Annotated in this window: 15 protein-coding genes; 7 read left to right on the plus strand and 8 right to left on the minus strand. The window is 70.9% G+C overall.

Features of this window, described 5'->3' with window-relative positions; genetic code table 11:
- Positions 1–27 precede the first annotated feature (27 nt).
- The 3 genes from CCO03_RS00380 (at position 28) to CCO03_RS00390 (ending at position 8176) form a co-directional block, all read left to right on the plus strand.
- Entirely contained in the window at positions 28–3690 is a 3663-nt protein-coding gene (locus CCO03_RS00380) for a hypothetical protein (RefSeq protein WP_157667418.1), read from the plus strand.
- A gap of 12 nt (positions 3691–3702) precedes the next feature.
- Positions 3703–5433: an SWIM zinc finger family protein gene (locus tag CCO03_RS00385; protein ID WP_236903959.1), complete on the plus strand. Its 1731-nt coding sequence runs from the start codon at positions 3703–3705 to the stop codon at positions 5431–5433.
- A 613-nt stretch (positions 5434–6046) separates the two neighbouring features.
- Positions 6047–8176: a reverse transcriptase domain-containing protein gene (locus CCO03_RS00390; RefSeq protein ID WP_087275750.1), complete on the plus strand. Its 2130-nt coding sequence runs from the start codon at positions 6047–6049 to the stop codon at positions 8174–8176.
- A 374-nt stretch (positions 8177–8550) separates the two neighbouring features.
- Here CCO03_RS00390 and CCO03_RS00395 read toward each other — a convergent pair whose 3' ends face one another.
- Positions 8551–10116, minus strand: a complete 1566-nt coding sequence (locus CCO03_RS00395) for a class I adenylate-forming enzyme family protein (protein WP_087275753.1) — start codon at positions 10114–10116, stop codon at positions 8551–8553.
- A 334-nt stretch (positions 10117–10450) separates the two neighbouring features.
- On the opposite strand from CCO03_RS00395, the gene CCO03_RS00400 reads away from it, so the two are divergent.
- Positions 10451–11428: an ABC transporter substrate-binding protein gene (locus CCO03_RS00400; RefSeq protein WP_087275756.1), complete on the plus strand. Its 978-nt coding sequence runs from the start codon at positions 10451–10453 to the stop codon at positions 11426–11428.
- Positions 11429–11875: 447 nt separating this feature from the next.
- Here the strand turns inward: CCO03_RS00400 and CCO03_RS00405 are convergent, their stop codons facing one another.
- The 4 genes from CCO03_RS00405 to CCO03_RS00420 form a co-directional block, all read right to left on the minus strand.
- On the minus strand, positions 11876–13288 hold the full coding sequence (locus CCO03_RS00405) for an aldehyde dehydrogenase family protein (protein WP_087275759.1): 1413 nt from the start codon (positions 13286–13288) through the stop codon (positions 11876–11878).
- 18 nt (positions 13289–13306) lie between these two features.
- A complete protein-coding gene (locus CCO03_RS00410) occupies positions 13307–14275 on the minus strand; it encodes a PDR/VanB family oxidoreductase (RefSeq protein ID WP_087275762.1) in 969 nt (322 codons plus the stop codon).
- 19 nt (positions 14276–14294) lie between these two features.
- Entirely contained in the window at positions 14295–15602 is a 1308-nt protein-coding gene (locus tag CCO03_RS00415) for a cytochrome P450 (RefSeq protein WP_087275765.1), read from the minus strand.
- Between the two features lie 91 nt (positions 15603–15693).
- A complete protein-coding gene (locus tag CCO03_RS00420; RefSeq protein ID WP_087275768.1) occupies positions 15694–16803 on the minus strand; it encodes an NAD(P)-dependent alcohol dehydrogenase in 1110 nt (369 codons plus the stop codon).
- 153 nt (positions 16804–16956) lie between these two features.
- On the opposite strand from CCO03_RS00420, the gene CCO03_RS00425 reads away from it, so the two are divergent.
- Complete coding sequence (locus CCO03_RS00425; protein ID WP_087275771.1) at positions 16957–17658, plus strand: TetR/AcrR family transcriptional regulator; 702 nt, start codon at positions 16957–16959, stop codon at positions 17656–17658.
- Between the two features lie 142 nt (positions 17659–17800).
- Here CCO03_RS00425 and CCO03_RS00430 read toward each other — a convergent pair whose 3' ends face one another.
- Positions 17801–18850, minus strand: a complete 1050-nt coding sequence (locus tag CCO03_RS00430; protein WP_087275774.1) for an NAD(P)H-dependent flavin oxidoreductase — start codon at positions 18848–18850, stop codon at positions 17801–17803.
- Positions 18851–19076: 226 nt separating this feature from the next.
- Here CCO03_RS00430 and CCO03_RS00435 point away from each other — a divergent pair, with 226 nt between their 5' ends.
- Positions 19077–19673: a hypothetical protein gene (locus CCO03_RS00435; RefSeq protein ID WP_157667419.1), complete on the plus strand. Its 597-nt coding sequence runs from the start codon at positions 19077–19079 to the stop codon at positions 19671–19673.
- A gap of 201 nt (positions 19674–19874) precedes the next feature.
- Here CCO03_RS00435 and CCO03_RS00440 read toward each other — a convergent pair whose 3' ends face one another.
- Both CCO03_RS00440 and CCO03_RS19355 read right to left on the minus strand, forming a co-directional pair.
- Entirely contained in the window at positions 19875–21764 is a 1890-nt protein-coding gene (locus CCO03_RS00440) for a propionate--CoA ligase (RefSeq protein ID WP_087275779.1), read from the minus strand.
- Positions 21765–22125: 361 nt separating this feature from the next.
- Entirely contained in the window at positions 22126–22470 is a 345-nt protein-coding gene (locus CCO03_RS19355; protein ID WP_157667420.1) for a hypothetical protein, read from the minus strand.
- A 537-nt stretch (positions 22471–23007) separates the two neighbouring features.
- On the opposite strand from CCO03_RS19355, the gene CCO03_RS19360 reads away from it, so the two are divergent.
- Positions 23008–23958, plus strand: coding sequence for a helix-turn-helix transcriptional regulator (locus tag CCO03_RS19360; RefSeq protein ID WP_157667421.1), 951 nt, complete (start codon positions 23008–23010; stop codon positions 23956–23958).
- Positions 23959–24287 lie beyond the last annotated feature (329 nt).

A 24287-nucleotide genomic window follows, 5' to 3' on the forward strand; every position in this document is an offset into this window, starting at 1 on the left:
AGGCCAGCACATCACCCAGAGACCGCCATGCGAACACTTGCCACCGCCACCTTGTTGCAGGGCCCGCAGCGCTTGCGCGTGTGCGTCGTGCGCCTGGTGGCCCTGAAGGACGACGCCGCGCCCGAGGCACGCGAGTTCGTCGTCAGCCGCTCGTTGACGGAGCTGGCCCCGCCTGCCGCGGCCGACGCCGGCACCGTGCGCGCCAGCAGCGAATCGACCTTGACGCCGCTGCCGCTCACCCTGGCCGGTGCCACCGACAAAGCCGTGGATTTCGTGCGCCACCGCGTGGCCATGGGCGATGCGCTGAGTGCGCAAAGCGGCTTCGCCGCCTTGGTCGACCTGTGCGCCGACGAGGGTATGAGCCATTTTCCGATTCAACCACCATCGAAATCGGCCGATACTGACCTTGCATCTAACGCCACGCTGCAAGACCCTGCGGTGGCGCCGCCGGCCGCTGGCCCCGAGACCATCGGCCTGGACGGCGCCCCGGCTTCGGCTGCGCTGCCGGCCGCCCCACCCTCACCCGACCGGCCCGACACGCCAGCGGCGCGCGGCGCAGGCTCGCCCACATCCGACGCGGCCCCGGCCGCGGGCGACGCCAACCCGGCGCGCTGGCACTTTCCGCTGGCGCCGCAGTGGCTGGCCCAGCGCAAGCCCCCGCGCGGCGAGGCCGAGGCCGTGGCCACCCTGGTCGCGCAGTTCGCGCCGGGCCCTTGGGCCGCGTTGCCGGCCAAGCAACAGGCACGCCGGGTCTGGCGGGTGGCCGAGCGCTTCGACGCCGCGCGGCGCGACCAGGCCGCGCAGCAGCGCCTGTACCGGCTGGTGCCGCAGCTGGTGAGCCTGCTCGAAAGCGGCGATGACCTGCTCGACTACACCCTGGCCTGGGCCCTGGCGCGCCTGCAAGACCCCGGCGCGGCGCAGGCCCTGGCCGCGCTGGCCCAGCACGGCCGCAGTGAGGCCACGCGGGGTGTGGCCGCCTACGCCCGCCACCTGCTGCTGGTGCGCGCCGGCACGCCCGACGAGGCGCGCGCGGCCCTGGCGCCGCTGGTCAGCGTGCGCGGGGCCCTGCTGCAGCACCTGGCCACGCTGGCCAGCCCTGCCGTCAGCCAGGCGCAACGGCACACCGCCCGCAACGACACGCAGCGCAACGCCGTTCGCGAAGCCGTCGCCAGCCTGGGGCACGCGCAGGCCCTGGCGCTGATCGACCCCACCGTGCACGCCGCCCTGGGCGAGGCCCTGGCCAGTGCGCACTGGACCCCCGAGCTGTTCGCCGCCGTGCGCCAGGTCTACCAGCGCGCCGAGTTGGCCCAGGACTGGGCGCTGCTGGCCGTGTTGCACGCGCGCCTGGAACGCGACCGCGCCATGCCCCAGCCCGACCGCCACCCCAGCGCCTACCGCGATCCCCGAACCGGGCTGTACCAGACCCGCTGGGCGCGTGGCCATGACCATGTGCGCGGGTACTCGACCGTGGCCCGCGATTACTTCTGCACCCGCACCCTGCGCACCCTGCGCCGCCTGGCCGAGGTCGGTCACAGCGAAGCGCCGCAGCTGGCCGTGGCCCTGCTGCTGGCCCTGCCCAGCGATGCCCCGGCCAGCGACGCGCGCTTTCGCGACTCGGTGTATGCCCAGGCCCACCGCTGGTCGGTGGCCGGGCTGCTGCTGCTGGACGCCCACCCCGAGTGGCGCACCCACAACCACCGCTTGCGCCTGGGCAACCACGGCTACCCCAACCTGCGCGAAGACGCCCTGCCCGAGCAACGCCTGGACGGCCTTCAGCCCCTGTGGGACGCCAACCCCCAGGCCGTGCTGCAGCTGCTGCGCACCAGCGGCAACCGGCTGGTGCAGTGGGTGATGGCGCGCGCCCTGCGCGACCAGCGCGATTGGCTGGCCGTGCTGCCGCCCGCGCCCATCGGCGAGCTGCTGGCCAGCCGCTTTGCCCTCACGGCCGAGCTGGGGCTGGACGTGGTTCAGGCCCACCTGGCGCGGGCCCGCGATGCCACCGAACGCCTGCGCTGGTGGCGCGCCCTCGCCCGCAGCGCCCACCCGCGTGCGGCCCAGGTGCTGGCCCAGGACCTGGCGCCGCACCTGGCCGCCCTGCCCCAGGCCCCCGACCTGCTGGCTGCGCTGCTGTACTCGCCCAGCGCCAGCAACCGCGCCCTGGGGTATTCGGTGATGCCGATGAATTTTTCATCGGCGGGGCTCGATACTGCCCCGCTGATGAACGAGGTGCTGGCCCTGCTGCCATCCCTCGATGACGAGCACGCCGATGCCCAGGCCATCGCCCACGGCCTGCAGCAGTGGCTGGCGGGCGCCTGGGCCGGCTGTGCGCCGCAGGTCGCCCCCGCGCCGCTGCTGGCCCTGCTGGCCGACCCCGCCCTGCCCGTGGTGCAGGTGGCCAGCACCTGGGTGGCGCTGCACCCCCAGGCGCTGGCGCACCTGCCCGCCAGCCACCTGCAGGCGCTGCTTGGCTCGCCCGAGCTGGCGCGGCGCGTGTGCGGCATGCGCCTGCTGGCCAGCCTGCCGATGACGGCCCTGCGCGAGCAGGCCGAGCTGCTGTTCGAGGGCAGCCAGTCCCCCAGCGCCGACATGCGCGGCGCGGTGCGCAACGCCATCGAGCGGCTGGCCGCAGACCCCCAGGGCCACGCCGCCTGCGCGTGGCTGGCCCAGCGCCTGCATGCCAGCCTGTTCCGCAGCGAGCCGGCCGAGGGCGTGCACGCCGACACGCTGGCCCTGCTGCTGCCGCAGCCGGCACCGGCGGGCAGGGCCTCGCCGTCGTCCGCGGGCGGGCCAAACCGCCCGCCTTCGCCCCCCGGCCTGGCAGACCCCGCTGGCGGGCCCGCGCCGCTTGCCGCCTTTGCCCCGGGTTTGGACGCCGACAGCGTCTGGCGCGCGCTGCAGGCCCAAGCCGCCGGCGCCCAGCGGTACGGTGCGCTGGCGTTGAGCCAGATGGGCTCAGACCCCTATACCCTGCGGCAATGGGCCACGCTGGGGCGCCATGCCGACGTGGACGTGCGCGCCCGCGCCCGGGCCCGCATCGACGCCCTGCTCTCGCCCCTGAGCGCCACCACGCCCGAGCAGGCCGATGCGCTGCTGCCCCTGGCCGACAGCCTGTTCGACGACAGCCAGGCCTACGCCCGCCAGTTGCTGGGCGAGCGCCTGCCCGACAGCGCCCTCAGCCCCGAGCTGCTGATCCGCTGGGTGGACCACCCGCGCGACTGGGTGCAGGCCCTGGGCCGGCAGCGGCTGATGCGCCACATGGGCGCCGCCGAGGCCAGCCTGTGCCTGACGCGCCTGGCCCAGCACCCCAGCGTCGGCGTGCAGCAGTTCGTCACGCAATGGCTGCTGGCCCTGCCCGACGAGCCCGCGCCCCAGCGCGCGGCGCGGCTGGCCCAGCTCCAGCCCTACTTCCTCAGCGTGCTGTCGCAGGTGCACCGCGGCCGCGTCAGCAAGACGCGCGTGCAGGCCTTTTTACGCCAGCAGATCGAGGCACCCGAAACCGCCGCCGTGGTGGCCGAGGTCTATGCCCGCCAGGTGGTGGGCGCGGGCCGGCTCGACCAGCCGCAGTACATGGCGGGCCTGCGCGACATCGCCGCGCGCCACCCGCAGCTGCCGCTGCCCTGCCTGCAGTGGCAGCCCCCACCCGCACGCGCGCCACGCACCCAGGCCGCTGACCGCCTCGGCCAGGCGTGACCGGAGAGCCCGATGGAATTCCGATACCAGTACCACGGCACCACCCAGGTCAGCGACGGCAGCCAGTCACAGGCCTTTTCGTTCGCCCCCGACCTGCTGCGCCCCCAGGTGGCGTTCGACGGGTTGTTGCGGCGCGACACCGGCGTGCACTGGCCCGTGCGCGAGGCCCTGTCGGCCCTGCACGACGTGGTCGTGAGCGACCTGCGCGTGCGCGGCCGTGACCGCACGGCCTACCGCGCCTGGCTGGCCGACAACGAACAGCACCTGCTGGCGCGCTTCATGCAGCGCGGCACCAGCGTCCGGGCCCGGCTGGACGACGTGCAGCGCGAGCTGCAAGCCGTGCGGGCGCAGAAAAGCCGCGTCCTCGATCCCTTCTACCGCGCCCGCGCCAAGTACTTTAGCTGGCTCTACATGGCCAACCGCGACGCCTGGTTCGTGCTCGACCCGGTCATCACCGTGCACCCCGAGCGCGTGCTGTTCGAGGCCTTCAGCCAGGACGAGTCGAGCTACTGCGCGGTCAGCATCTCGCACAACGCCTTCACGCGCACGGGCGAGGTGGCCTGCGGCACGACCAACATCGACTACTCGGTCAGCCTGTACGACGAGTTCCAGAAAATCCGCGACTACCGCGACACGCGCATCGCCATCGACCCCGCCGGCTTTGCCGTGCAGGCCGCCGGCGACCCCGAGCGGCGCGAGGACAAGATCGACCTGCCCGAATCCTGGCTGGCCGGCTTCCTGCAGGTCTCCAGCGCCAGCGCCCTGCCCGCCACCGTGCTCGAGCTGCACCCCATGGACCTGCACAGTGTGCTCAGCGTGCTGCGGCAGCAGCGCGAAACGGCCGGGCCCCGCGCCTTGCGCATCGAGCTCGCGCCCCGTGCCGCGCCCACGCTGGTCTTCGAGCCCTGGAACCTGCGCCTGCCCACGCGGCGCAGCCAACTCGTCGGCCCGGCCCTCACCGAGCCACAGACCATCCGCCTGTGGGGCCGACGCCGCCTGCTGACGCTGGAGCGCCTCATCGCCGTGGCGCAGCGCGTGCGCGTGCACCTGCTGGGCACCGGCATGCCCAGCTTCTGGGTGATCGAGCTGGGCGAGGTCACGGTCACGCTGGGCCTGTCCGGCTGGACCAGCAACGACTGGGCCAGCGCCGCCAAGTTCGCGCTGCTGACGCCGCGCCAGGCCCTGCCGCCCGCGGCGCTGAACGCCGTGGCGCAGGCCTTGCAGGCGCGCTGGATGGCGAGCGTGGACGAGCTGGCCGCCGCCACGCAGCTGGGCGCGGGCGAGGTGCGCGCCGCCCTCACGGCCTGGGCCCAGGCCGGGCGCGCCGTGTACGACCTGCCCCAGGGCCGCTGGGCCTGGCGCGAGCTGCTGCGCGAGCCGCTGACGCCCGGTCAGCTGCGCCTGGTCAGCCCCGAGGACGACGAGGCCGTGGCCCTGGTCGCCAGCGGCGGCGTGCAGGTGCACCGCATCGACTTCGCCCAGGGCTTTGCCCGTGTGGCTGGCCAGGTGCCGACCGACCGGCGCACGCACGACACGGTGCTGGAGCTGTCGGCCGACGACGTGCTGACCGACGCGCGCTGCGACTGCAACCACCGCCAGCAGCACGGCCTGCGACGCGGCCCCTGCGTGCACATGCTGGCGCTGCGCCTGGTGGCACAAGCCCCGCTGGATCAGGCCCGCGCCCAGGCGGCGACGGCCAGCGCGGCGGCCAGCGCCACGCCCGTGACCGGAGCCGACGCATGATGCCCATCACCCCCTGTATGACCCTGCTGTCGATCACCTTCAAACGCCTTTGCCACCATACCCACATGGCGAAGACACAGGGCCTTGCATCACGGCCTGGCTGCGCTGGCAGCCCGGAGCGCGCGTCACGTCCCGGCATAACGCCATCGGCGAACCCCTGGGCGAACCCTTTGACGAACCCGTTGCCCAGCCTTGGGACAGCCCCGGTTTCGCCTGAACATGCACTACACTGCCGCTTCGTGCAACGCGCAGGCTCTTGCAACCCGGACGGTGTTTCGCCGTCCATGACCTTTGCCGTTTCATGCGCCACGGGGGACCGTTTTCACTGTGCCGAACATTGGCCTGCTGTGCACTTACGAAGAGGCTTGCGACAAGCCAATTGCACAGCAGGCCAAGTTCGGCGTCGAGTGAACAGCCCCCGTCCCGTGAGCCTTGCAGGCTCTTCGACGAGAAGCGCGTTGCACGACCTTTTGGCCGCCTGCACCTCTCTGCACACCCCGTCTGGTAACGGCAGTATGCAGCAGTCTCCGTTCAATTCTGAACGGCCATCAGGTCATACCCCTCCTGAATCGCTTGTCCTGAGTGCCCCGCGCACGCCTTGCGGAGGTGCCACATGAGCGCCCCCCAACCCACCCGCGCCGAACTCCTCGAACGCATCCGCGCGTCCAGCAAGGACGCCGTGGTGCTGGCCGAGATGCAGCGCCTGGGCTTTTGGCCACAGGGCGAAGGCGAACCCCGGCTGGCGGCCGAGCTGATCGAACGCGAGGCCGAACTCAGCCAACAGCTGAACGCCCTGCGCCAGGAAGCCGCGCAGTACGCCGACCCCGAGCAGGCCCTGCGCCGCATGCGGCGCGAACGCATGGCCGCGGCCCGCGCGCAGCGCGAGGCCACGCGCCGCCAGCGCCACGAAGCGCGCCACGAACGCGCGCTGGCCTGGCACGCCGAGCGCGATCGCCACATCGGCTGGCTGGGCGAGGGCGTGTCGGCCGCGCTGCAGCCGGTGGCGCGTTTGCCCGCCGATCCAGCCCCGAGATCGGCCCAGCCGTCTGCCGACCAGGCGGACCCTTCCGCAAATGCCGAACACGCGGCGGAGCCGGCCGGCCAGGCCCGCGCGGCGACGGCTGACCGCGGCGGCGCCGCGCGCGCGTCCACGCCGCGCACCGACCGGCTGGCGCGCCACGACCTGCCGCTGCTGACCGATGCGCCGGCGCTGGCCGACGCCATGGGCATTGGCGTGCGCGAGCTGCGCTTCCTGGCCACGCACCGCGAGGTCTCGCGCAGCACGCATTACCAGCGCTTCACCGTGCCCAAGAAAACCGGCGGCGAGCGGCTGATCTCGGCGCCCATGCCGCGGCTCAAGCGCGCGCAGTACTGGGTGCTGGACAACATCCTGGCCAAGGTGCCGGTGCACGCGGCCGCGCACGGCTTTTTGCCGGGCCACGGCATCGTGGGCAATGCCCGGCCGCATGCCGACCAGGACGTGGTCATCAACCTGGACCTGCAGGACTTCTTCCCCAGCGTCGGCCTGCCGCGCGTCAAGGGCGTGTTCCAGCACCTGGGCTACGGCGAGGCCGTGGCCACCGTGCTGGCGCTGCTGTGCACCGAGGCCCGGGCCGACACGCTGCGCATCGACGGCGAAACCGTGCACATCGCGGGCCGCGCGCGCGACCGGGTGCTGCCGCAGGGCGCACCCAGCAGCCCGCAGCTGACCAACATCCTGTGCCGGCGCCTGGACCGGCGGCTGGCCGCGCTGGCCGCGACGCTGGGCTTTGCCTACACGCGCTATGCCGATGACCTGAGCTTTTCGGCCTCGGGCGAGGCCGCCGACCGCGTGGGCGAGCTGCTGCGCCGCGCGCGCTGGATCGTGCGCGACGAGGGTTTCACGCCCCATCCCACCAAGCAGGCCGTGATGCGCCGCGGCCGCCAGCAGACGGTGACCGGCCTGGTGGTCAACGGCGCGGCGCCCAGCGTGTCACGCCGCCAGCGCCGCCGCCTGCGTGCCGCCTTGCACCGGGCGCACACCCAGGGCCTGGCGCAGGCGCACTGGCAGCAACAGCCCGTCACGCGCGCCCAGCTCATCGGCTGGGCCCAGTTCGTGCACCAGGTTCAGCCGGCGCAGGCCGGTGCGCTGCTGAGCCAGGCCCAGGCCTTGCTGCCCGCCGCGCACGAGGCCAGCGCCGCCACCGTCAACGCCCTGGCGCAGGCCGCCTCGGCGCGGCCCGCGGGTGGCGGCCGCCTGTCGTTCCGGGCCGCGGCCGCGCAGGGCCAGACGCCGCCGCTGGCCTCGGGCCGCTGGTGGCAGATCGCCCCACGGCCCACGCCGGTGCGCGTGCTGACCGACCAGGAGCGGCGCGAACAGCGCCAGGCCCGCCGCGCCGCCCAGGCCGCGGCGGCCGAGCCCGCGACGACGGCCGCCGGCGTGGGGCCAGCCGGTGCGCGCCCGGGGCAGGGCGGCCGCCGCCTGAGCGACCCGCGCACCGAAGACGCAGGGCGGGCCGGTGTCCCCGCCCCCGATGGCCACGCCCCACAGTCACGCACCCGGCGCCGGCTTGGCACCTACGTGCTGCAGCTGATGGCGGCCTGGGGTTTGGGTAACGTCGTGTTCCACGACCGGCTTTTCACGCAGGTGGCCTTGGTCATGCTGGTGTTCCTGTACCTGATGCGCAGGCAAAGTTGGGCACTGTGGGGCGGCACCATGCTGCTGGCGGCCCTGGTGGCGTGGAGCCTGCGCTTTCTGGGGTGAGCGGCCACCCTGGCGTCGGATCGATGCATTCAAGCAGTATGGGTCAATCACCGTTTCAGCATGAATGGGAACCAGCCATACTGCTCAATCCTGAACATCCGCCTGTTCGAACGGCACGCGACCTGTGCCGTCCCCCGAAGGCGCGCCACGGCGAGCCGTGGCGCCCGCCACGACACGGGGCTGGGTGAGCCGGACATGCGGGCGGCGTCATCCGATGGACGCGCCGCCGGTCACCGCGCGTGTGGCCATGCGATCGTCGCCGTTGTCCGCCGCGCTGCATCGGCGGCTCCAGAACGAGGCCGGCACCGCGGGCCAGCCAAGCGCGCGCCAGACCCAGGGAGCAGAGCAGGGCAGGGCCGCCCTGGACCCCGCGCTCAGACGGCGGTGCTGCGCTGGTACAACTCGCGCAGGTCGCGCTTGAGCACCTTGCCGATCTCGCTGCGCGGCAGGCTGTCGACGACGACCAGGTCGGCCACGCGCTGGGTCTTGCCCACGCGGCCATTCAGCCAGGCCTTGACCTCGGCGCCCAGCTCAGCCGGGTTGCGCGAGGCGTCGCGCGCCACCACGTAGGCCACGGGCGTTTCGCCCCACTCGCGCGAGGGCACGCCGATGACCGAACACTCGCGCACCTCGGGGTGCTGCACCAGCTCGGCCTCGATGTCCTGCGGGTAGATGTTGAAACCACCCGAGATGATCATGTCCTTCTTGCGGTCGCCCAGCACGATGAAGCCGTCTTCGTCGAAGCGGCCCACGTCACCGGTGCGCAGGTAGCGGCGGCCCTGGTCGTCGAACCACTCGATCTCGGCCGACTTCTCGGGCAGGCGGTAGTAGCCGTTCATCATGGCGGCCGAGTGGCCGACGATCTCGCCCAGCTCGCCGGGGGGCAGGGGCTTGCCCTGGTCGTCGATCATCACGACGATGGTGCCCTCACGCGGCTTGCCCACGGTGTGCAGCTTGTGGGGGTAGGTGTGGCACTCCAGCTGGCAGCCCACGCCGCCTTCGGTCATGCCGTAGTACTCGATCAATTTGCCGGGCCAGCGGCGCAGCACCTCGGCCTTGAGGTCGGCCTTGAACGGGGCGCTGGTGCAGAACTTGGTCGTCAGCGTGGACAGGTCGGTCTGGTCGAACTCGGGCGCATCGAGCAGGCGCTGGTACTGGACCGGCACCAGCATGGCGTGCGTCACCTTGTGCTGTTCGACCAGCTTGAGGAACTTGGCCGCGTTGAACTTGGGCATGAGCACCAGGGTGCCACCCATGCTCAGCGTGGGCAGTGCCGCCACCAGCGTGGTGTTGGAGTACATGGGCGTGGCGGCGATGGCGATGGTGTCGCGCGTGTAGCCATTCACGTTGCCGCGGTTGACGTGCTGCCAGCGCATGCCCAGGGACTGGACGATGCCCTTGGGCACGCCCGTCGTGCCGGACGAGTAGATGAGGTTGAAGCCGCGCTGTGGATCGGGCTGCACGGGCTGGGGCAGGGTGCCCACGGGCGTCAGCCAGTCGCTGAAGGGCTTGCCGGCCTCGGCGCGGTCGTCCAGCGCGATGCATTGGCCGGTGTGCCCGGCGGCCGGCCATTGCTGGGCGATGTCGGCGTCGCGGAACAGCAGCTTGGCCTGCGAGTTGTCCAGCATGGCGCCCAGGTGATCGGCCGTGGCCGACGGAGCCAGCGGGGCCACCACCACGCCGGCGCGCAAGGCGCCGAAAAAGGTCTCGACGTAGGCGATGGAGGTGGTGGCGCAGATGGCGATCACGTCGCCGGGCACCAGGCCGTCGCGCTGCAGCGCGGCCGCGATGCGGTTCATTTGGGCATCCAGCTCGCCGTAGCTCAGCCGCTGTTCGCCTTCGATCAAGGCCGTGTGATCGGGGCGCGTCTGCGCGTGACAGGCGATCAGCTCGGGGATGGTGCCGAAAGGCTGCGCGAGGAGGTCATCAAACTGGGACATGGCGAGGGACGTTCAGGGGTTGATCGAGCAGCGCGCACCTGACTGTCCGAGCAATCCGCATGAAACCGCCGGCGGGCCAGGGCGGAACTTACTGCAAGTGGGGTCGATGCCCTGTCTCCAGGCTGATTCCGGTTCGCCAGCCGGCACGCGGCGGCTTCTCGTCGCGCCATGGGCGACCGCCCGCGTGCCGGTCGGCCCGCCCTGCCTGGCGAGCCACGGCAGGCGGTGACGCTGAGGCAAATGCCCATGAAAAACGGTGGACGTGCTGCTACGCTTGCAGGTTCAAGCGGCCGCCCCATGCGGCCTTGTGTGTTCTCGTTCTGGAAAGACAACCATGAAGCAAATGTTGAGCCGTCGCGTGGTGATGAGTTCGGTGGCCTTGGCCTGTGCCGTGCTGATGAGCCCGGTCGCCCTGGCGCAGACCAAGTCGGTGGGCATCACCGCCTACGTCGATCACCCCGCGCTGGATGCCGCCCGCAAGGGCGTGGAGGACGAGCTCAAGGCGCTGGGCTGGGAAAGCGGCAAGAACCTGAAGCTGCAATACCAGAGCGCGCAAGGCAATGCCGCCACCACGGGCCAGATCGCCAAGAAGTTCGTCGGCGACAAGGTGGACGCCATCGTCGCCATCGCCACGCCCAGCGCCCAGGCTGCTGCGGCCGCCACGCGCTCCATCCCGCTGGTCTATGCCGCCGTGACCGACCCCGTGGCCGCCAAGCTCGTCAAGGGCATGGGCCCGTCGGGCACCAACGTGACCGGCGTGTCGGACGCGCTGCCGCTGGCCCCGCAGATCGAGCTGATCAAGAAGATCAAACCCAGCGCCAAGAAGGTGGGCATGGTCTACAGCCCCGGCGAGGTGAACTCGACCATCGTGGTCAAGGAGCTCAAGGCCGAGCTGGCCAAGCACGGCATGACGCTGGTGGAAGCCGCGGCACCGCGCACCGTGGACGTGGGCTCGGCCGCCAAGTCGCTCGTGGGCAAGGTCGACGTGATCTACACCTCGACCGACAACAACGTGGTGTCGACCTACGAGTCCATGGTGGCCGTGGCCCGCGATGCCAAGATTCCGCTGGTGGCCTCGGACCCGGATTCGGTCAAGCGCGGCGCCGTGGCCGCCCTGGGCATGAACTACTACGACATGGGCCGCCAGGCCGGCAAGATCGTCAACCGCATCCTCAAGGGTGAAAAGGTCGGCGCCATCGCCAGCGAAGTGGGCAACAAGACCACCCTGGTGCTGAACGAGACCGCCGCCGGCCAACAGGGCGTGACGCTGAGCGACGCCCTGCGCAAGGAAGCCGAAGAAATCATCAAGTGAGGCGGGGCGGGCCCTGGGCCCGCCGCGCAACCGCACGGCCAGGCCGCAGGCCTGCCATGACACCAGGGGCCGGTGACGCACGTCACCGGCCCCTGGTCGTTGGTGGCGGCCTGTGGCCCGGCATCCCGCATGCGCTGACGGACGCCGTGCGGCCACCACGCTGGGTTCACACCGGGCCACGCGCCGCGAACCCTGGGCGTCGTGTTGCCCCCAGTGGGCACGGTCACGAGCCGGCTGGCCCCAAAAGGCGACGCGGCACGGCCATCCCCGGTGGGTGCATGCGCCGGGTCTCGCGGGTGATGGGAGCGGTGCCCCACCGGACACCACGCGGCGAGCCCGCTCAGCGCAACTGAGTTGGCTCAATCATCATGGGGTATAGGGCTGTTACCGTTTTTTGAAAAAAGGCAATTGGTCCATACCCCACATCTACACCTCACACGCGGGCGATCAGGCCTTCTTCACCGACACGGTGCGCGGCACGGTGTAGGCCAGCAGGCCGTCCAGGCCGTTCTCGACGCCCAGGCCCGATTGCTTGTGACCGGCCATGGGCTTGTTCGGGCCCAGGGTGTGGATCTGGTTGACCCAGACGGTGCCGGTGTTCAGGCGCAGCGCCACGTCCGTCGCGGCCTGCGCATCGCGCCCCCAGACCGAGCCGCCCAGGCCGTATTCGCTGTCGTTGGCGCGCGCCACCACCTCGTCCACCTCGCGAAACTTGAGCAGCGGCAGGATGGGGCCGAAGGGCTCTTCCTTCACCACGCGCGCGCTGTCGGGCGGGTTGTCCACCAGCGTGACGGGGAAGAAGTAGCCCGCGCCCTCGGGGACCTCGCCGCCGCACAGCAGGCGGTGGCCTTGTTGCCGCGTGTCCGCCAGCAGGTCGTTCAGGCGCGCGAACTGGCGCTGGTTCTGCACCGGGCCCAGCTGCACGCCGGGCTGGTCGCCGGGGCCCATGGGCGTCTGCCGCGCCAGCTCGACCAACTTGGCGGCCAGGCGGTCGTAGATGGACTCGTGGATGTAGAGGCGTTTGATGGCCAGGCAGAACTGCGCGTTGTTCGAGAACGCGCCCCAGAACAGCTTGGGCGCGACCTCGTCCACGTCCACATCGGGCAACACGATGGCCGCGTCGTTGCCGCCCAGCTCCAGCGTCAGGCGCTTGAGGTTGACCGAGGCCGATTCCATGACCTTGCGGCCAGTCTGGGTGGAGCCGGTGAAGCTGACCTTGTCGATGCCGGGGTGGGACGAGATCAGCGGCCCCAGCGCGTCGGTGCCGCTGATCACGTTGAGCACGCCGGGCGGCAACACGCCTTGCAGCAGCTCACCGAGCTTGAGCGTGGTCAGCGGCGTGAACGGCGACGGCTTGAGCACCAGGGTGTTGCCGGTGACCAGCGCGGGCGCCACCTTCCACAGCGCCAGCACCACAGGAAAGTTCCAGGGCACGATGCCGCCCACCACGCCCAGCGGCACGTGCAGCACCTTGACCACCTCCGTGCCGAGGTCGGTCTCCTCAACCGGCACGTCCATTTGGGCCATGGCCTGGCACCAGTAGGCCGCGCGCTGCACCTCCTGCTTGGCCTGGTCCAGCGGCTTGCCCTGCTCCTGCATCAGCAGCGGCGCCAGCACGTCCACCTGGGCCAGCAGGGTCTGGCCGATCTGGGCCACGCAGCGCTGGCGCTCGGCCAGCGGCGTGGCGGCCCAGGCCGGAAACGCGCGCCGCGCGCTGGCCACGGCCTGGTCCAGCTCGGCCGCGCTGGCGTCCGGGGCGTCGGCGATGACCTGTCCGGTCGCGGGGTTGATGACGGGGAAGCGGGCTTCACCGGGCGTGGACTGCCCGTCGATGGTCATGGAGAACGAGGGATGTGACATGGTTGGCTTGCAGGGGGATCACAGGTCGAGCACCAGCATCGGTGTGCGGGCGCGCGAACAACAGGGGGTGAATTGCTGGCCGCTGGCGTGTTCCTCGTCGGTGAGGAAGACGTCGCGGTGCTCGGGCTCGCCCTCCAGCACGCGTGTCACGCAGCTGCCGCAGGTGCCTTCCTCGCACGAGGTGTAGATGTCGATGCCGGCCTCGAGCAGCACCGAGGTGACGGAGCGGTCGGCCGGGATGTGGAACACCTGACCCGAGCGGGCCAGCTTGACCGCGAAGGCCCCATCGCCAGAGGTGTCCACGGCCTGGGCGCTGAAGTACTCGACGTGCACGCGCGACTTGGCGACGCCCGCCTGTTCGGCAGCAGCGCACACCGCGGCGATGAAGCCGGCCGGGCCGCAGACGTAGACCTCGTCGTCCGCCGCGGCGGCCTGGTGCAGCAGCGCCGCCAGCGCCAGCTGCTGGGCCGGCTCGCCATCGTCGAAATGCAGCTGTACGCGGTCGCCGAAGGGCGCCTGCGCCAGCGTGTCCAGAAAGGCCGCCCGGGCCGGGCTGCGCGCGCAGTAGTGCAGGGCGAACGCGGTGCCGGCCGCGTGCAGCGCATGCGCCATGCCCAGCAGCGGCGTGATGCCGATGCCGCCGGCCAGCAGCAAGCTGCGCCGTGCGGGCTGCAGCGGAAAGTGGTTGCGCGGGGCACTGATCTGCAGCTGCGCACCCGGCGTCAGCCGCTCGTGGATGGCGGCCGAGCCGCCGCGCGAGGCCGGGTCGCGCAGCACGCCGATCACGTAGCGGCCGGCGTCAGCGGGCGGGTTGCACAGCGAGTACTGGCGCACCAGGCCAGGCCCGGCGTGCACGTCGATGTGCGCGCCGGCCTCGAAGCGGGGCAGGGCGGCGGCGTCCAGGGCCTGCAGCTCCAGCTCCACGATGTCGTCGGTGTGGGGCGTGCGGCGCACCACCTGCACCGTCAGCGTCTCGGGGGGATTCATGGGGAACTCCTGATCCGGCTCACTGCACCACGCAGCGCAGCGGCAGCGTCTTGGGGCCGCCCACGAACAGCGACGACATCATGCGCATCTCGCCCACCTGCTCGACGCGTTGCAGGCGCGGGATGAGGGCCTCGAACAGCAGGCGCAGCTCGAGCTTGGCCAGGTGCTGGCCCAGGCAGACGTGGGCGCCGAAGCCAAAGGCCAGGTGGCGGTTGGGCTTGCGGTCGATGTTGAACGCGAACGGCTGCTCGAACACCTCCTCGTCGCGGTTGGCTGAGCCGTAGCACAGCATCAGCCAGTCGCCCTGGCGGATGGTGCGGCCGCGGATGTCGGTGTCGGCCATGGCGGTGCGCATGAAGTGGCGCACCGGCGTGGCGATGCGGATGGCCTCGTCGATGAACTGCGGGATCAGGGCCGGGTCGGCCTGGAGGCGCGGCAGCAGCTCGGGGTGCTGCGCCAGCGCCCACATGGCGCACGACGCGGACGAGGACGTGGTGTCGTGGCCCGCGGTGGCGATGATGATGTAGTAGCCCAGGCGCTGCAGGTCGCCCAGCGGCTCGCCGTTGATCGTGCCGCTGGCCAGCAGGCTGGCGACGTCGTTGCGCGGGTTGCGCCGGCGCTCGTCGGTCAGGCGGTCGAAGTAGGCGCGGAAGTCGGCCACGACGGCCAGCATGTTCTGGCCCAGGCCCAGCCCGTTGTCGCTGCCGCCGCTGTCCAAGCCGCGCTTGAGGTCCGGGTCCTGGTTGCCGAAGAACTCCTGGGTCAGGGCCAGCATGCGCGGTTCGTCCTCGGGCGGCACGCCGAGGATGTCCATGATGACGTGCAGCGGGTAGTGCAGGGCCAGGTCGGTGACGAAATCGACCGTCTGGCCGTTGTGGCGCGCGAGCGCGTCCACGTTCTGCCGCGCCAGCGCGCTGATGCGCTCGTTGAGCTTGAGGATGCTGTTCGGCATGAACCACGATTGCGTGAGGCCGCGCAGGGCCTTGTGCTCCTCGCCGTCGACGTGCACCAGGGCCTTGACCGAATGCGGGATGCCGTTCTTGGCGATCAGGTGGTCGATGAAGGCCTGGGGGCGGCAGATGACGGACGACGCGCCGTTGCTGAACAGCGTGTTGTTGCGCGAGATGGCGGTCACGTCGGCGTGCTTGGTCACGGCCCAGAACGGCGCGTAGTCGGGGTGCGTGACGCGGCCCAGGGGGTTGTGGGCCCGCATCCAGGTGTAGGTGTCGTGCAGGCGTTCGACGTCGGCATAGCCTTGGGCGTCGACAAGGAAAGAGGCGATGTGCGCGGGCAGGTCGACATCGGGCGTGGCCACGGCGGTCGTCATGGGGAAGTCTCCAGGTGGGTTTGATTTCTTGAGGTATCAGGCCATTTCCGTTTTGCATTCAACGGCAATGGCTGCATACTGCATCAGGTGATCAAGGCAGCAGCACCGGCTTGATGCACAGGCCCTGCTGTTGCTCGGCCACGGCGCGGTTGATGTCGGCCAGCGGGTAGGTGGTGACCAGGCGGTCGAACGGAAAACGGCCTTGCAGGTACAGCGCCATCAGCTGCGGGATGAAGGTGTCGGGGTCGCTGTCGCCTTCGATGATGCCGCGGTAGGTGAAGCCGCTGCGCATGGCCTCGCGCAGCGTGCCCGGCAGCGCCAGGTCGGCGGCATGGGCCGGCGGCACGCCAACGAAGCCGAACGTGCCTTTGGGCGCCAGCAGCTGCGGCACCCGCTCGATCACGGCCGGGATGCCGCTGGTGTCCAGCATGAAGTCCACGCCCGTGGGCAACACGGCGCGCACGGCCGCCACCCAGTCTGCCTCGGCGCGGGGGTCGATGGCCAGCGTCGCGCCCAGCGACAGGGCCATCTCGCGGCGCGCGGCATTGGGCTCGAGCACCACGACATGGGCGCAGCCCTGGATCACCGCGCCCATGACCGCGCTGAGGCCCACCGCGCCGCCGCCGGTGATCAGCAGGCTGGAGCCGGCCGGGCACTGCAGCGACCGCATGATGGCGCCGGCACCCGTCTGCACGCCGCAGCCCAGTGTGCCCGCAATCTCGAGCGGCACGCCCGGCGCCACCTTCACCACGTTGCGTTCGCTGGCCAGGGCATGGGTGGCAAACGACGATTGCCCGAAGAAGCTGCCCGAGATGCGCTGCCCCCCGGCCACCAGCGATCGGCTGCCATCGGCGCGCAAGCCGGTGAAGTTGAGCTGGCCCATGGCATGGCAATAGGCCGGCTCGTGCGACGCACAGCGGGGGCAGTGGCCACACGAGGTGAAGGTGATGGCCACGGCGTCGCCCGGCTGCACCTTGGTGACCTGCGCGCCCACCTGTTCCACCACGCCAGCGCCCTCGTGGCCCAGCACGGCCGGCAGCGCGATGGGCATCATCCCCTCGGCGGCCACAAGGTCGGTGTGGCACAGCCCTGCGCCCACGATGCGCACCAGCACCTCGTCCGGGCGGGGGGCGTCCAGCTCGACCTCGGCAAGCGTGAACGGGGCATTCGCGGCCGGCGTGATGGCGGCTTGGATCTTCATGGGTCTCCTTTCGGCGCGGCGCGGTTGACCGGCCTGCCTTTGTGTTTTGGAATCAGAACTCGAGTTCTATTTTCAGGTGGCTGCAGCGAGCCCATCAATGCGGGTAAGCCCTAGCTCGATAATGGCGCGTTCAACCTTTGGAGACGCCATCCCATGGCCACCACCACGCCCAGGCGCACCGGCTCAGGCCGGGCGCGCCGGGCTCAGACCGCCGTGAACGCCGCCGGGGACGCCGTGCGGCCCCCCCGCCAACTGCGCAGCGAGGCCACCTTCAGCCGCATGGTGCAGGCGGGTCACGCCTTGATCGAACGCCACGGCAGCTTTGAGCAGGTGGTGGTCAGCGAGGTGATCCGCCTCGCCAAGACCTCGACCGGCGCTTTCTACGGCCGCTTCAAGGACAAGGACGCCTTCATCGAGGCGGTGCTCGCGGTCGCCTACAGCCAGCTGCGCGAGCGGGCCAGTGCGGCGGCCGAACCGCTGGCGCCCGGCACGCCGCTCACCGCGCTGGAGGTGGCCGAGCACATCGTGCGCTACTACGTGCGCCTGTGCCGGGCCAACCTGGGCCTGTTTCAGGCCTCGCTGCGGCATTTCGCGTCGCTGAACCCGGACACCAACCCCATGCGCGGGCTGAACCGGCACAGCTACGCCCTGTTCGTGCCGGCGCTGGCCGCACGGCTGTGCGCGCCCGGTCAGGACCCGGCGCCGGTGGAACGCGAGATCGAGATTGCCTTGCAGATGATGGTGGGCACGCTGGTGTTCACCATGCTGACCAACCCCGGCCCGCTGGCGCTGGACAGCGCCGAGATGGACAGCAAGCTGCTGATGCTGATGCGCCGCGTGTTGGACCTGCACTGACGCGGGCGGCCGAGCCGGTCGGCACCCAGTCCACGCTCGTTGGCGCTGTCTACATTGAACCGCAGTATGTCCAATCACTCGTTTCAGATGAAACGGCGATCAGGCCATACTGCCCTTAAATTCTTCAGCGATGGCCAATCCATCAGGCCAGGGCACGCGTCAGCTCGGCGACGATGGTGGCGGCCGGGGCATCGCGACAGACCGATGCGTTCTGCCCCGCCCACAGCGAGCTGAAGTCGGTGTTGCCCTGCTGCTCGGCCGCCGCCTTCAGCAGGCCCATGGCATTGCCCGCGAACGGAAACGGGGGCGCCAGGTTGCTCAGGTGCTGCGCGTCGCCCAGCTCGCGCATGGCGAAGTTGACGATGCCGCGCGCCGGCCGGCCCGAGAACACGTTGGTCACGCTGGTGTGGCGGGCCGCCTCGCTGTGCAGGGCGGCGCGGTGCAGGGCGCTGGTGCGGGCCTCGTCGGCGCAAAGAAAGGCCGTGCCCACCTGCACGGCCGCCGCGCCCAGCTGCAGGGCCGCAACCACGCCCTCGGCCGTGGCCACGCCGCCCGCCGCGATCACCGGGCAATCGACCGCCGCCACCACCTGCGGCAGCAGGGCGAAGGTGCCGGTCTGCTCGGTCAGCTCATCGCTGAGGAAATGGCCGCGGTGGCCACCGGCTTCCCAGCCCTGGGCGATGACCGCGTCCACCCCGCGTTCGGCCAGCCAGCGCGCCTCGGCCACGGTGGTGGCGCTGGACCAAATCTGCGCCCCGGTCTGCCGCACCTGGTCGACCAGGGCCGCGTCGGGCAGGCCGAAGTGAAAACTCACCACCGTGGGCCGGAACTCGGCCAGCACCTGGGCCTGCGCCGCGCCGAAGGGCTGGCGCGAGGCCTCGCCCGGCACGTGCGCGGTGTCCAGGTTCCAGCGCTCGAAAAAGGGCGCCAGGCGGTCGGTCCAGGCGCGCATCAGCGCCGGGCTGGGCACCGTCTGCGCGTGGGCGAAAAAGTTCACCCCATAGGGCAGGCCGCTGTCCTGCAAGGCGCGTAGCGCGCTGCGCAGGGCCTCCACGCTCAGCATGGCGCCAGGCAAGTTGCCCAGGCCGCCGGCGCGTGACACGGCCAGCGCCAGGGCCTGGTCCTGCACGCCAGCCATGGGCGCCTGGATGAGGGGGAAACGACACGCGAGGCGACGAACGAATTCAGACATGACCACTCCGATGCATCCGCGGCTGGGGACGCCGCTGGCGCAGACTACCATTGACGCCCAGGCCCGGCGGGGCCGTCCGCCCGTTGCGGGCGCCTTGACCCATCTCCGAGCAGTATGAGCCCATACTCGTTCATTACATGACGGCATTCAACCCATACTGCTTGCAACAAGCCATGCCTTTGACCCTGCACACCACGCGGTGTGCGCCCACCCGGGTTCGTCGTCCATGAGCGTGAACGCCCACGGCATGCCCTCGCGCGTGCGCGCCATCGCCGAGATCGGCCGCCTGCTGGGCGACCCCACGGCGGCCGAGGCCGACCAGCGCGCCGCGCTCGAGCTGCTGGTGCAGGACCACGCCGATCTGGACGCCGTCGAAGCCTGGTCGGCGCTGTGGGCGCTGGCGCAGTTGCCGGTGCCTGCGCTGGTTCAGTCGACGGCGCCCTTGCCGGTTGCCGCGCCCGGTCCACGGCCCATTCCTGCCTTGGCACGCGAGGCCGCCGTTGCACCGGATGCATCGGCCACGGCGCCTCCGCCCCCGGTAGGTGGCCCGGCCACGTTGTCAGCCCGCGGTCCCGATTCAGCCGGCTCCACTGCTGAATCCGCGCCCGACCTCGCCGCGCTGGCGCGCGACGCCTTGCTGGCCTGCGGGCCGCAGCTCATGCACAGCAGCGAAGCCGCGCAGCAGTTCCTCGACGTCTACCAGCGCTGGTTCGGCCGCAGCGTGCGCTGTGGGGGCCACGCCGCCCAGCCGGCCTTCCGGCGCATCGAGCGGCTGGCCCTGGACGACGCCGAGCTTGCGGCACGCCTGGCCGGGTTTCGCTGAGCGGGTCGCCGGCCGTAGGTTGCGGGCCACGCGCTGGCCGGCACGTCGGCTTCGGTCCAGCCACACCACGCCGCACTGCCTCGGAGCCCTGGCGAGCAGCCGTGACGCGGGTGGTGGGGGCCTGTCGAGTCCGATGGATTCAACCGCGGTCACGGCGCCATCACAGCAAGACAACGCCGCGTCGCACGGCGTCGCCCAGTCTCAATCCACCGACGCGGGCTTGAACAAGCCCTGGATGGCGGTCAAGGTGCTGGGGTCTTCGATGGTGCTCAGGTCGCCCGGGTCGCGTTGCTCGGCCACGGCTTGCAGGGCGCGGCGCAGCACCTTGCCCGAGCGCGTTTTGGGCAGGCCCCCGACGAAGTGGATCTGCGAGGGCCGCGCCACGGCGCCCAGCTGCTGCTCGACCACCTTGGCGACCTCGCCGCGCAGGGCGTCGCTGGCCTGGCCGGCGTCTTTCAGCGTGACGAAGGCGACGGCGATCTGGCCCTTGAGCTGGTCGGCCACGCCCACCACGGCCGACTCGGCCACGGCGGCGTGGGTGGCGATGCTGGCCTCGATCTCGCGCGTGCCAAAGCGGTGGCCGGCCACGTTGATGACGTCATCGGTGCGGCCCAGGATGAAGTGGTCGCCCGCGGCGTTGCGGATGCCCCAGTCGAAGGTGGAGTAGTAGTGCTTGCCGCCCAGCTCTTGCCAATAGGTCTTGAGGAAGCGCGCGTCGTCGCGCCACACGGTCTGCATGAAGCCCGGGGGCAGAGGGGCTTCGATCATCACCACGCCCTTCTGGTCGGCGCCCTGCAGCACCTCGCCGCTCTGGTCGTCGATGAGGCGGACTTGGTAGCCCACCATGGGCACGCCGGCGCTGCCCAGAGCCGGCGTGCGGCGCTCCACCCCGTTGGCCGTGCCCAGGATGGGCCAGCCCGATTCGGTCTGCCAGTAGTTGTCGACGATGGGGATGCCCAGCGTCTGCTGCAGCCAGGCCGAGGTGGTCTCGTCCAGCGGCTCGCCGGCGACGAACAGCGCGCGCAGGCTGTCGAGCTTGTGCTGTTGGATCGCTTCGGCGCCTTCTTTTTTGAGGATGCGCATGGCCGTGGGCGCGCTGAACATGATGTTGACGCGGTGTTGCTCGACCAGCTGCCACCAGATGCCGGCGTCGGGGCGAATCGGCAGGCCCTCGTAGACCACGGTGGCCATGCCGGCGATCAGCGGCGCGTAGACGATGTAGCTGTGGCCCACCACCCAGCCCACGTCGCTGGTGGTGAACATGGTGTCGCCGGCCGCGCCCAGGTAGATGTGCTTCATGCTGGCGGCCAGGGCCACGGCGTAGCCGCCGGTGTCGCGCTGCACGCCCTTGGGCTTGCCCGTGGTGCCGCTGGTGTACAGGATGTAGCTGGGGTGCTCGGACGCCACCCATTCGCAAGGCACAGACTTGCCCCATTGGGCCTGGCGTTGCTCGGCATAGTCCACATCGCGGCCGGCGGTCATCTCGGGCGCGACCAAGCCGCGATTCACGATGAGCACGTGCGCCGGCTTGTGCGCCGACAGCTCGATGGCCTTGTCGAGCAGCGGCTTGTAGGCCATGGCTTTGCCGCCGCGCGAGCCGGCGTCGGCGCTGACGATGAGCTTGGGCGACGCGTCTTCGATGCGCGTGGCCAGGCTGACGCTGGCAAAGCCGCCGAACACCACCGAATGGATGGCCCCCAGGCGCACAGCAGCCAGCATGGCGAACAGCGCCTCGGGCACCATGGGCATGTAGATCAGCACGCGGTCGCCCTTGGTCACGCCCAGCGCCTGGTAGGTGGCGGCCATGGCCTGCACCTCGTCCAGCAGCTGGGCGTAGGTGTAGGTGCGTTCCTGGTTGACCTCGGTCGAATGCCAGATCAGGGCCGGCTGATCGGGCCGCGTGGCGGCATGGCGGTCGACGGCGTTGTGGCACAGGTTGAGTTCACCGCCGGCGAACCAGGTCTCGAACGGCGAGCGGCTGCCGTCGTGCACCTGGGTGAAGGGCGTGTGCCAGTCGATGGCCTTGGCCTGTTCACCCCAGAAGGCCTTCGGATCGTGGATGGACTGCTCGTGAAGCTCGGCGTAGCGCATGGGCACCTCGGGTGTGATCGTTTGCAGGATGTGGGTCGTCTCGATGATGCATCAGCCCGTGCCGCGGGCAGTCCCCCAAGCTGCAGGCGGGGCACAGCTTCGGCCGCCCGGAGGCATTCCCGGAGGGCAATCAAAACAAGCAGTATGCAGTCATCAACGATGTTGATTCATCGACCATGAACCGATACTGGCTCATCGTGGTGCAAACCGGCCAACAGCCGGTGGCGCATGCAACGCCCGGGTGCGTGGCAATTCGTCACATTCCTTCGGGCAGCGCGCAGGGACGCTCGGCCACCAGCGTCCCGCGGCCAACACCGCCGACACGCTGACCTTCAGGCTGTCGGCCGCGGTCGGGCTGCCCTCAGAAGCGGAACCACACGATCACGCCCGACGTCAGCAGGCAGGCCGCGGCGTTGGCCAGGCTCACGCCGATCGCCTTGTCGATGCGGTGGCCGTTCTGCTCGTACAGCCAGGCCGCCATGGTGGCGTTGGCCCCGACCCAGATCAGCCAAGTCCACAGCGAATGCTGGTGGGAGTCGCGCGTCTGCAGGATGGCGAGGACCGTGGGCGCATAGGCGGCCAGGCGGGCGCCCGTCAGCAGCATGAAGGCCCAGGTCAGCACGCGCAGGTAGGTTTGCCGCCAGGTGGACGGGGGGGTGCTGGCGCAGGTGTCGGGCGCCAGGCTGTCGGCTTGAAGCGGTGTCATGGGAATCCGGCACGCGGGCCGCCGTCACATGCGCTGGGCTTGCAGCAGCCCCGCCAGGCTGACCGGCAGCTGGTCCAGGTTCCACCCCACGGGGCCTGGGCAGGGGCGCGCCGGCGGGGTGGCCGTGCGGCTGGATGGGCTGTCAGACCAGACGGTGCACCCAGTCTGGACGCGCGGCGCATGCCCGCTGGCAGACCGGCGCCTGGCCGGCGCCCAGCCCGCGCATCGACCGCCGTCCGGGCGGCCAGGGCCTCGACATGGGGAGCGGTGATGGGCGTGGTGTCGCATGACGGGTCCTCCTTGGGGCTGCAGAACCCGTCCGCGCCGACTGGGCGGCTTTCAGGCGGGTGCAGCGAAGGCCACACGATAGGCAAGCGCGTGGCTTTTTTCTTGGGCTGGCGCGAAGTGACCTGGGCTTGGGACGAAGCCTCCTCTACACTGTCGTGCATGGATCCAAAGGGGGCCAATGTGATCGAATCAGGCATCACTGCATCGGTTACTCCGATGTATGGCACAAAGTGGTTAAGAAGCCCGGTCATGACCAGCTTGCAGGACCTGCGGGCCTTTCAGGATGAGTTCACGCAATTCCTGTCAGGTGTTCAGGTGGAACCCCTGCACGGCGACACGCTGGAGACCGTGGGCGCCTTGACCGTCCTCGAAGGCATGGTCATCAGCACCGCGCAGACCACGCCCACACGCTGCTTTCACCTGGCGGCGGGCACCGGCTCGGACGACGCCGTGGTGTTCATGGGCGCGCCCGCCGGCAACCTGCAGCTGCAGGCCCAGGGGCAGGAATGGCGCCTGGGTGTGGGCGACGCCATCTTCACCGTGCCGGGGCGGCACCGCGTCGAAACCCATGTACCCACCCAGCTGTGTGGCGTGATGCTGAGCCGCTCGCTGCTGGGTTCCTTGGTCGGCGATGTGGACGCCGGCTTGTGGCGCCCGCTGCGCGCCCACCCGGCCACGGCCTTGCTGACGCAATACGCCTGCCTGCTGCGCGACCAGGACGCCGCCGCGCTGGCCCTGCCCGAGCTGCGCCGCGCCGCCGTGTTGCACATGCATGACCTGGCCGCGCTGCTGATCGGGGCCACGGGCGATGCCGCCCAACTGGCCCGGGGGCGCGGCGTAGCAGCCGCACGGCTGCTGGCCGTGCGCCAGGACATCGCCGCGCACCACGCCGACCCGGGCCTGTCGGTGGCCGACGTGGCGCGGCGCCAGGGTGTGACGCCGCGCCATGTGCAGGCGTTGCTGGAGGAGGCCGGCGAGACCTTCACGGCCCTGGTGCTCGCGCACCGCCTGGCGTCCGCCCACCACCTGCTGACCGACGCCCGCCTGGCTCGGCGCACAGTCAGCGCCATCGCCCTGGACGCGGGTTTTGGCGACCTCTCCTACTTCAACCGCAGCTTCCGGCGCCGCTATGGGATGACGCCCACCGAGGCGCGTGCAGCTGGACGCGACCCAGGTGGCGGCCATCCGCCGCGCCGATGACGGTGGAGGGCGCGGGTGCGGTGACCGTTGAGGCCATCCCGGTCGCGCCCTGTCGTGCGACCCGCGCGATGGGTTGCGGCCACAAACGGATCGGGCGATGCCGGCCGCATCAGCCAGGACCGGCCTTGCGCCGCCCGAGCGCGATGCATGGCTTGGACCGCAGCCGGCTCCGCGTGCTGGCGCGATTCGGCGTCGCCTTGGGCCTGCGGCCAACGCTGCTGCAGGCGACACCCGCAGGCCCAGCCCAGCTAGCGAGCCGGCCTGCCCCGGTGAAGACGCGATGGCGGCATGGCCCGGCCATGCCTATCATCGCTGCACGACCGCCCGTT

This window comes from Comamonas serinivorans, assembly GCF_002158865.1.
Classification (GTDB): domain Bacteria; phylum Pseudomonadota; class Gammaproteobacteria; order Burkholderiales; family Burkholderiaceae_C; genus Comamonas_E; species Comamonas_E serinivorans.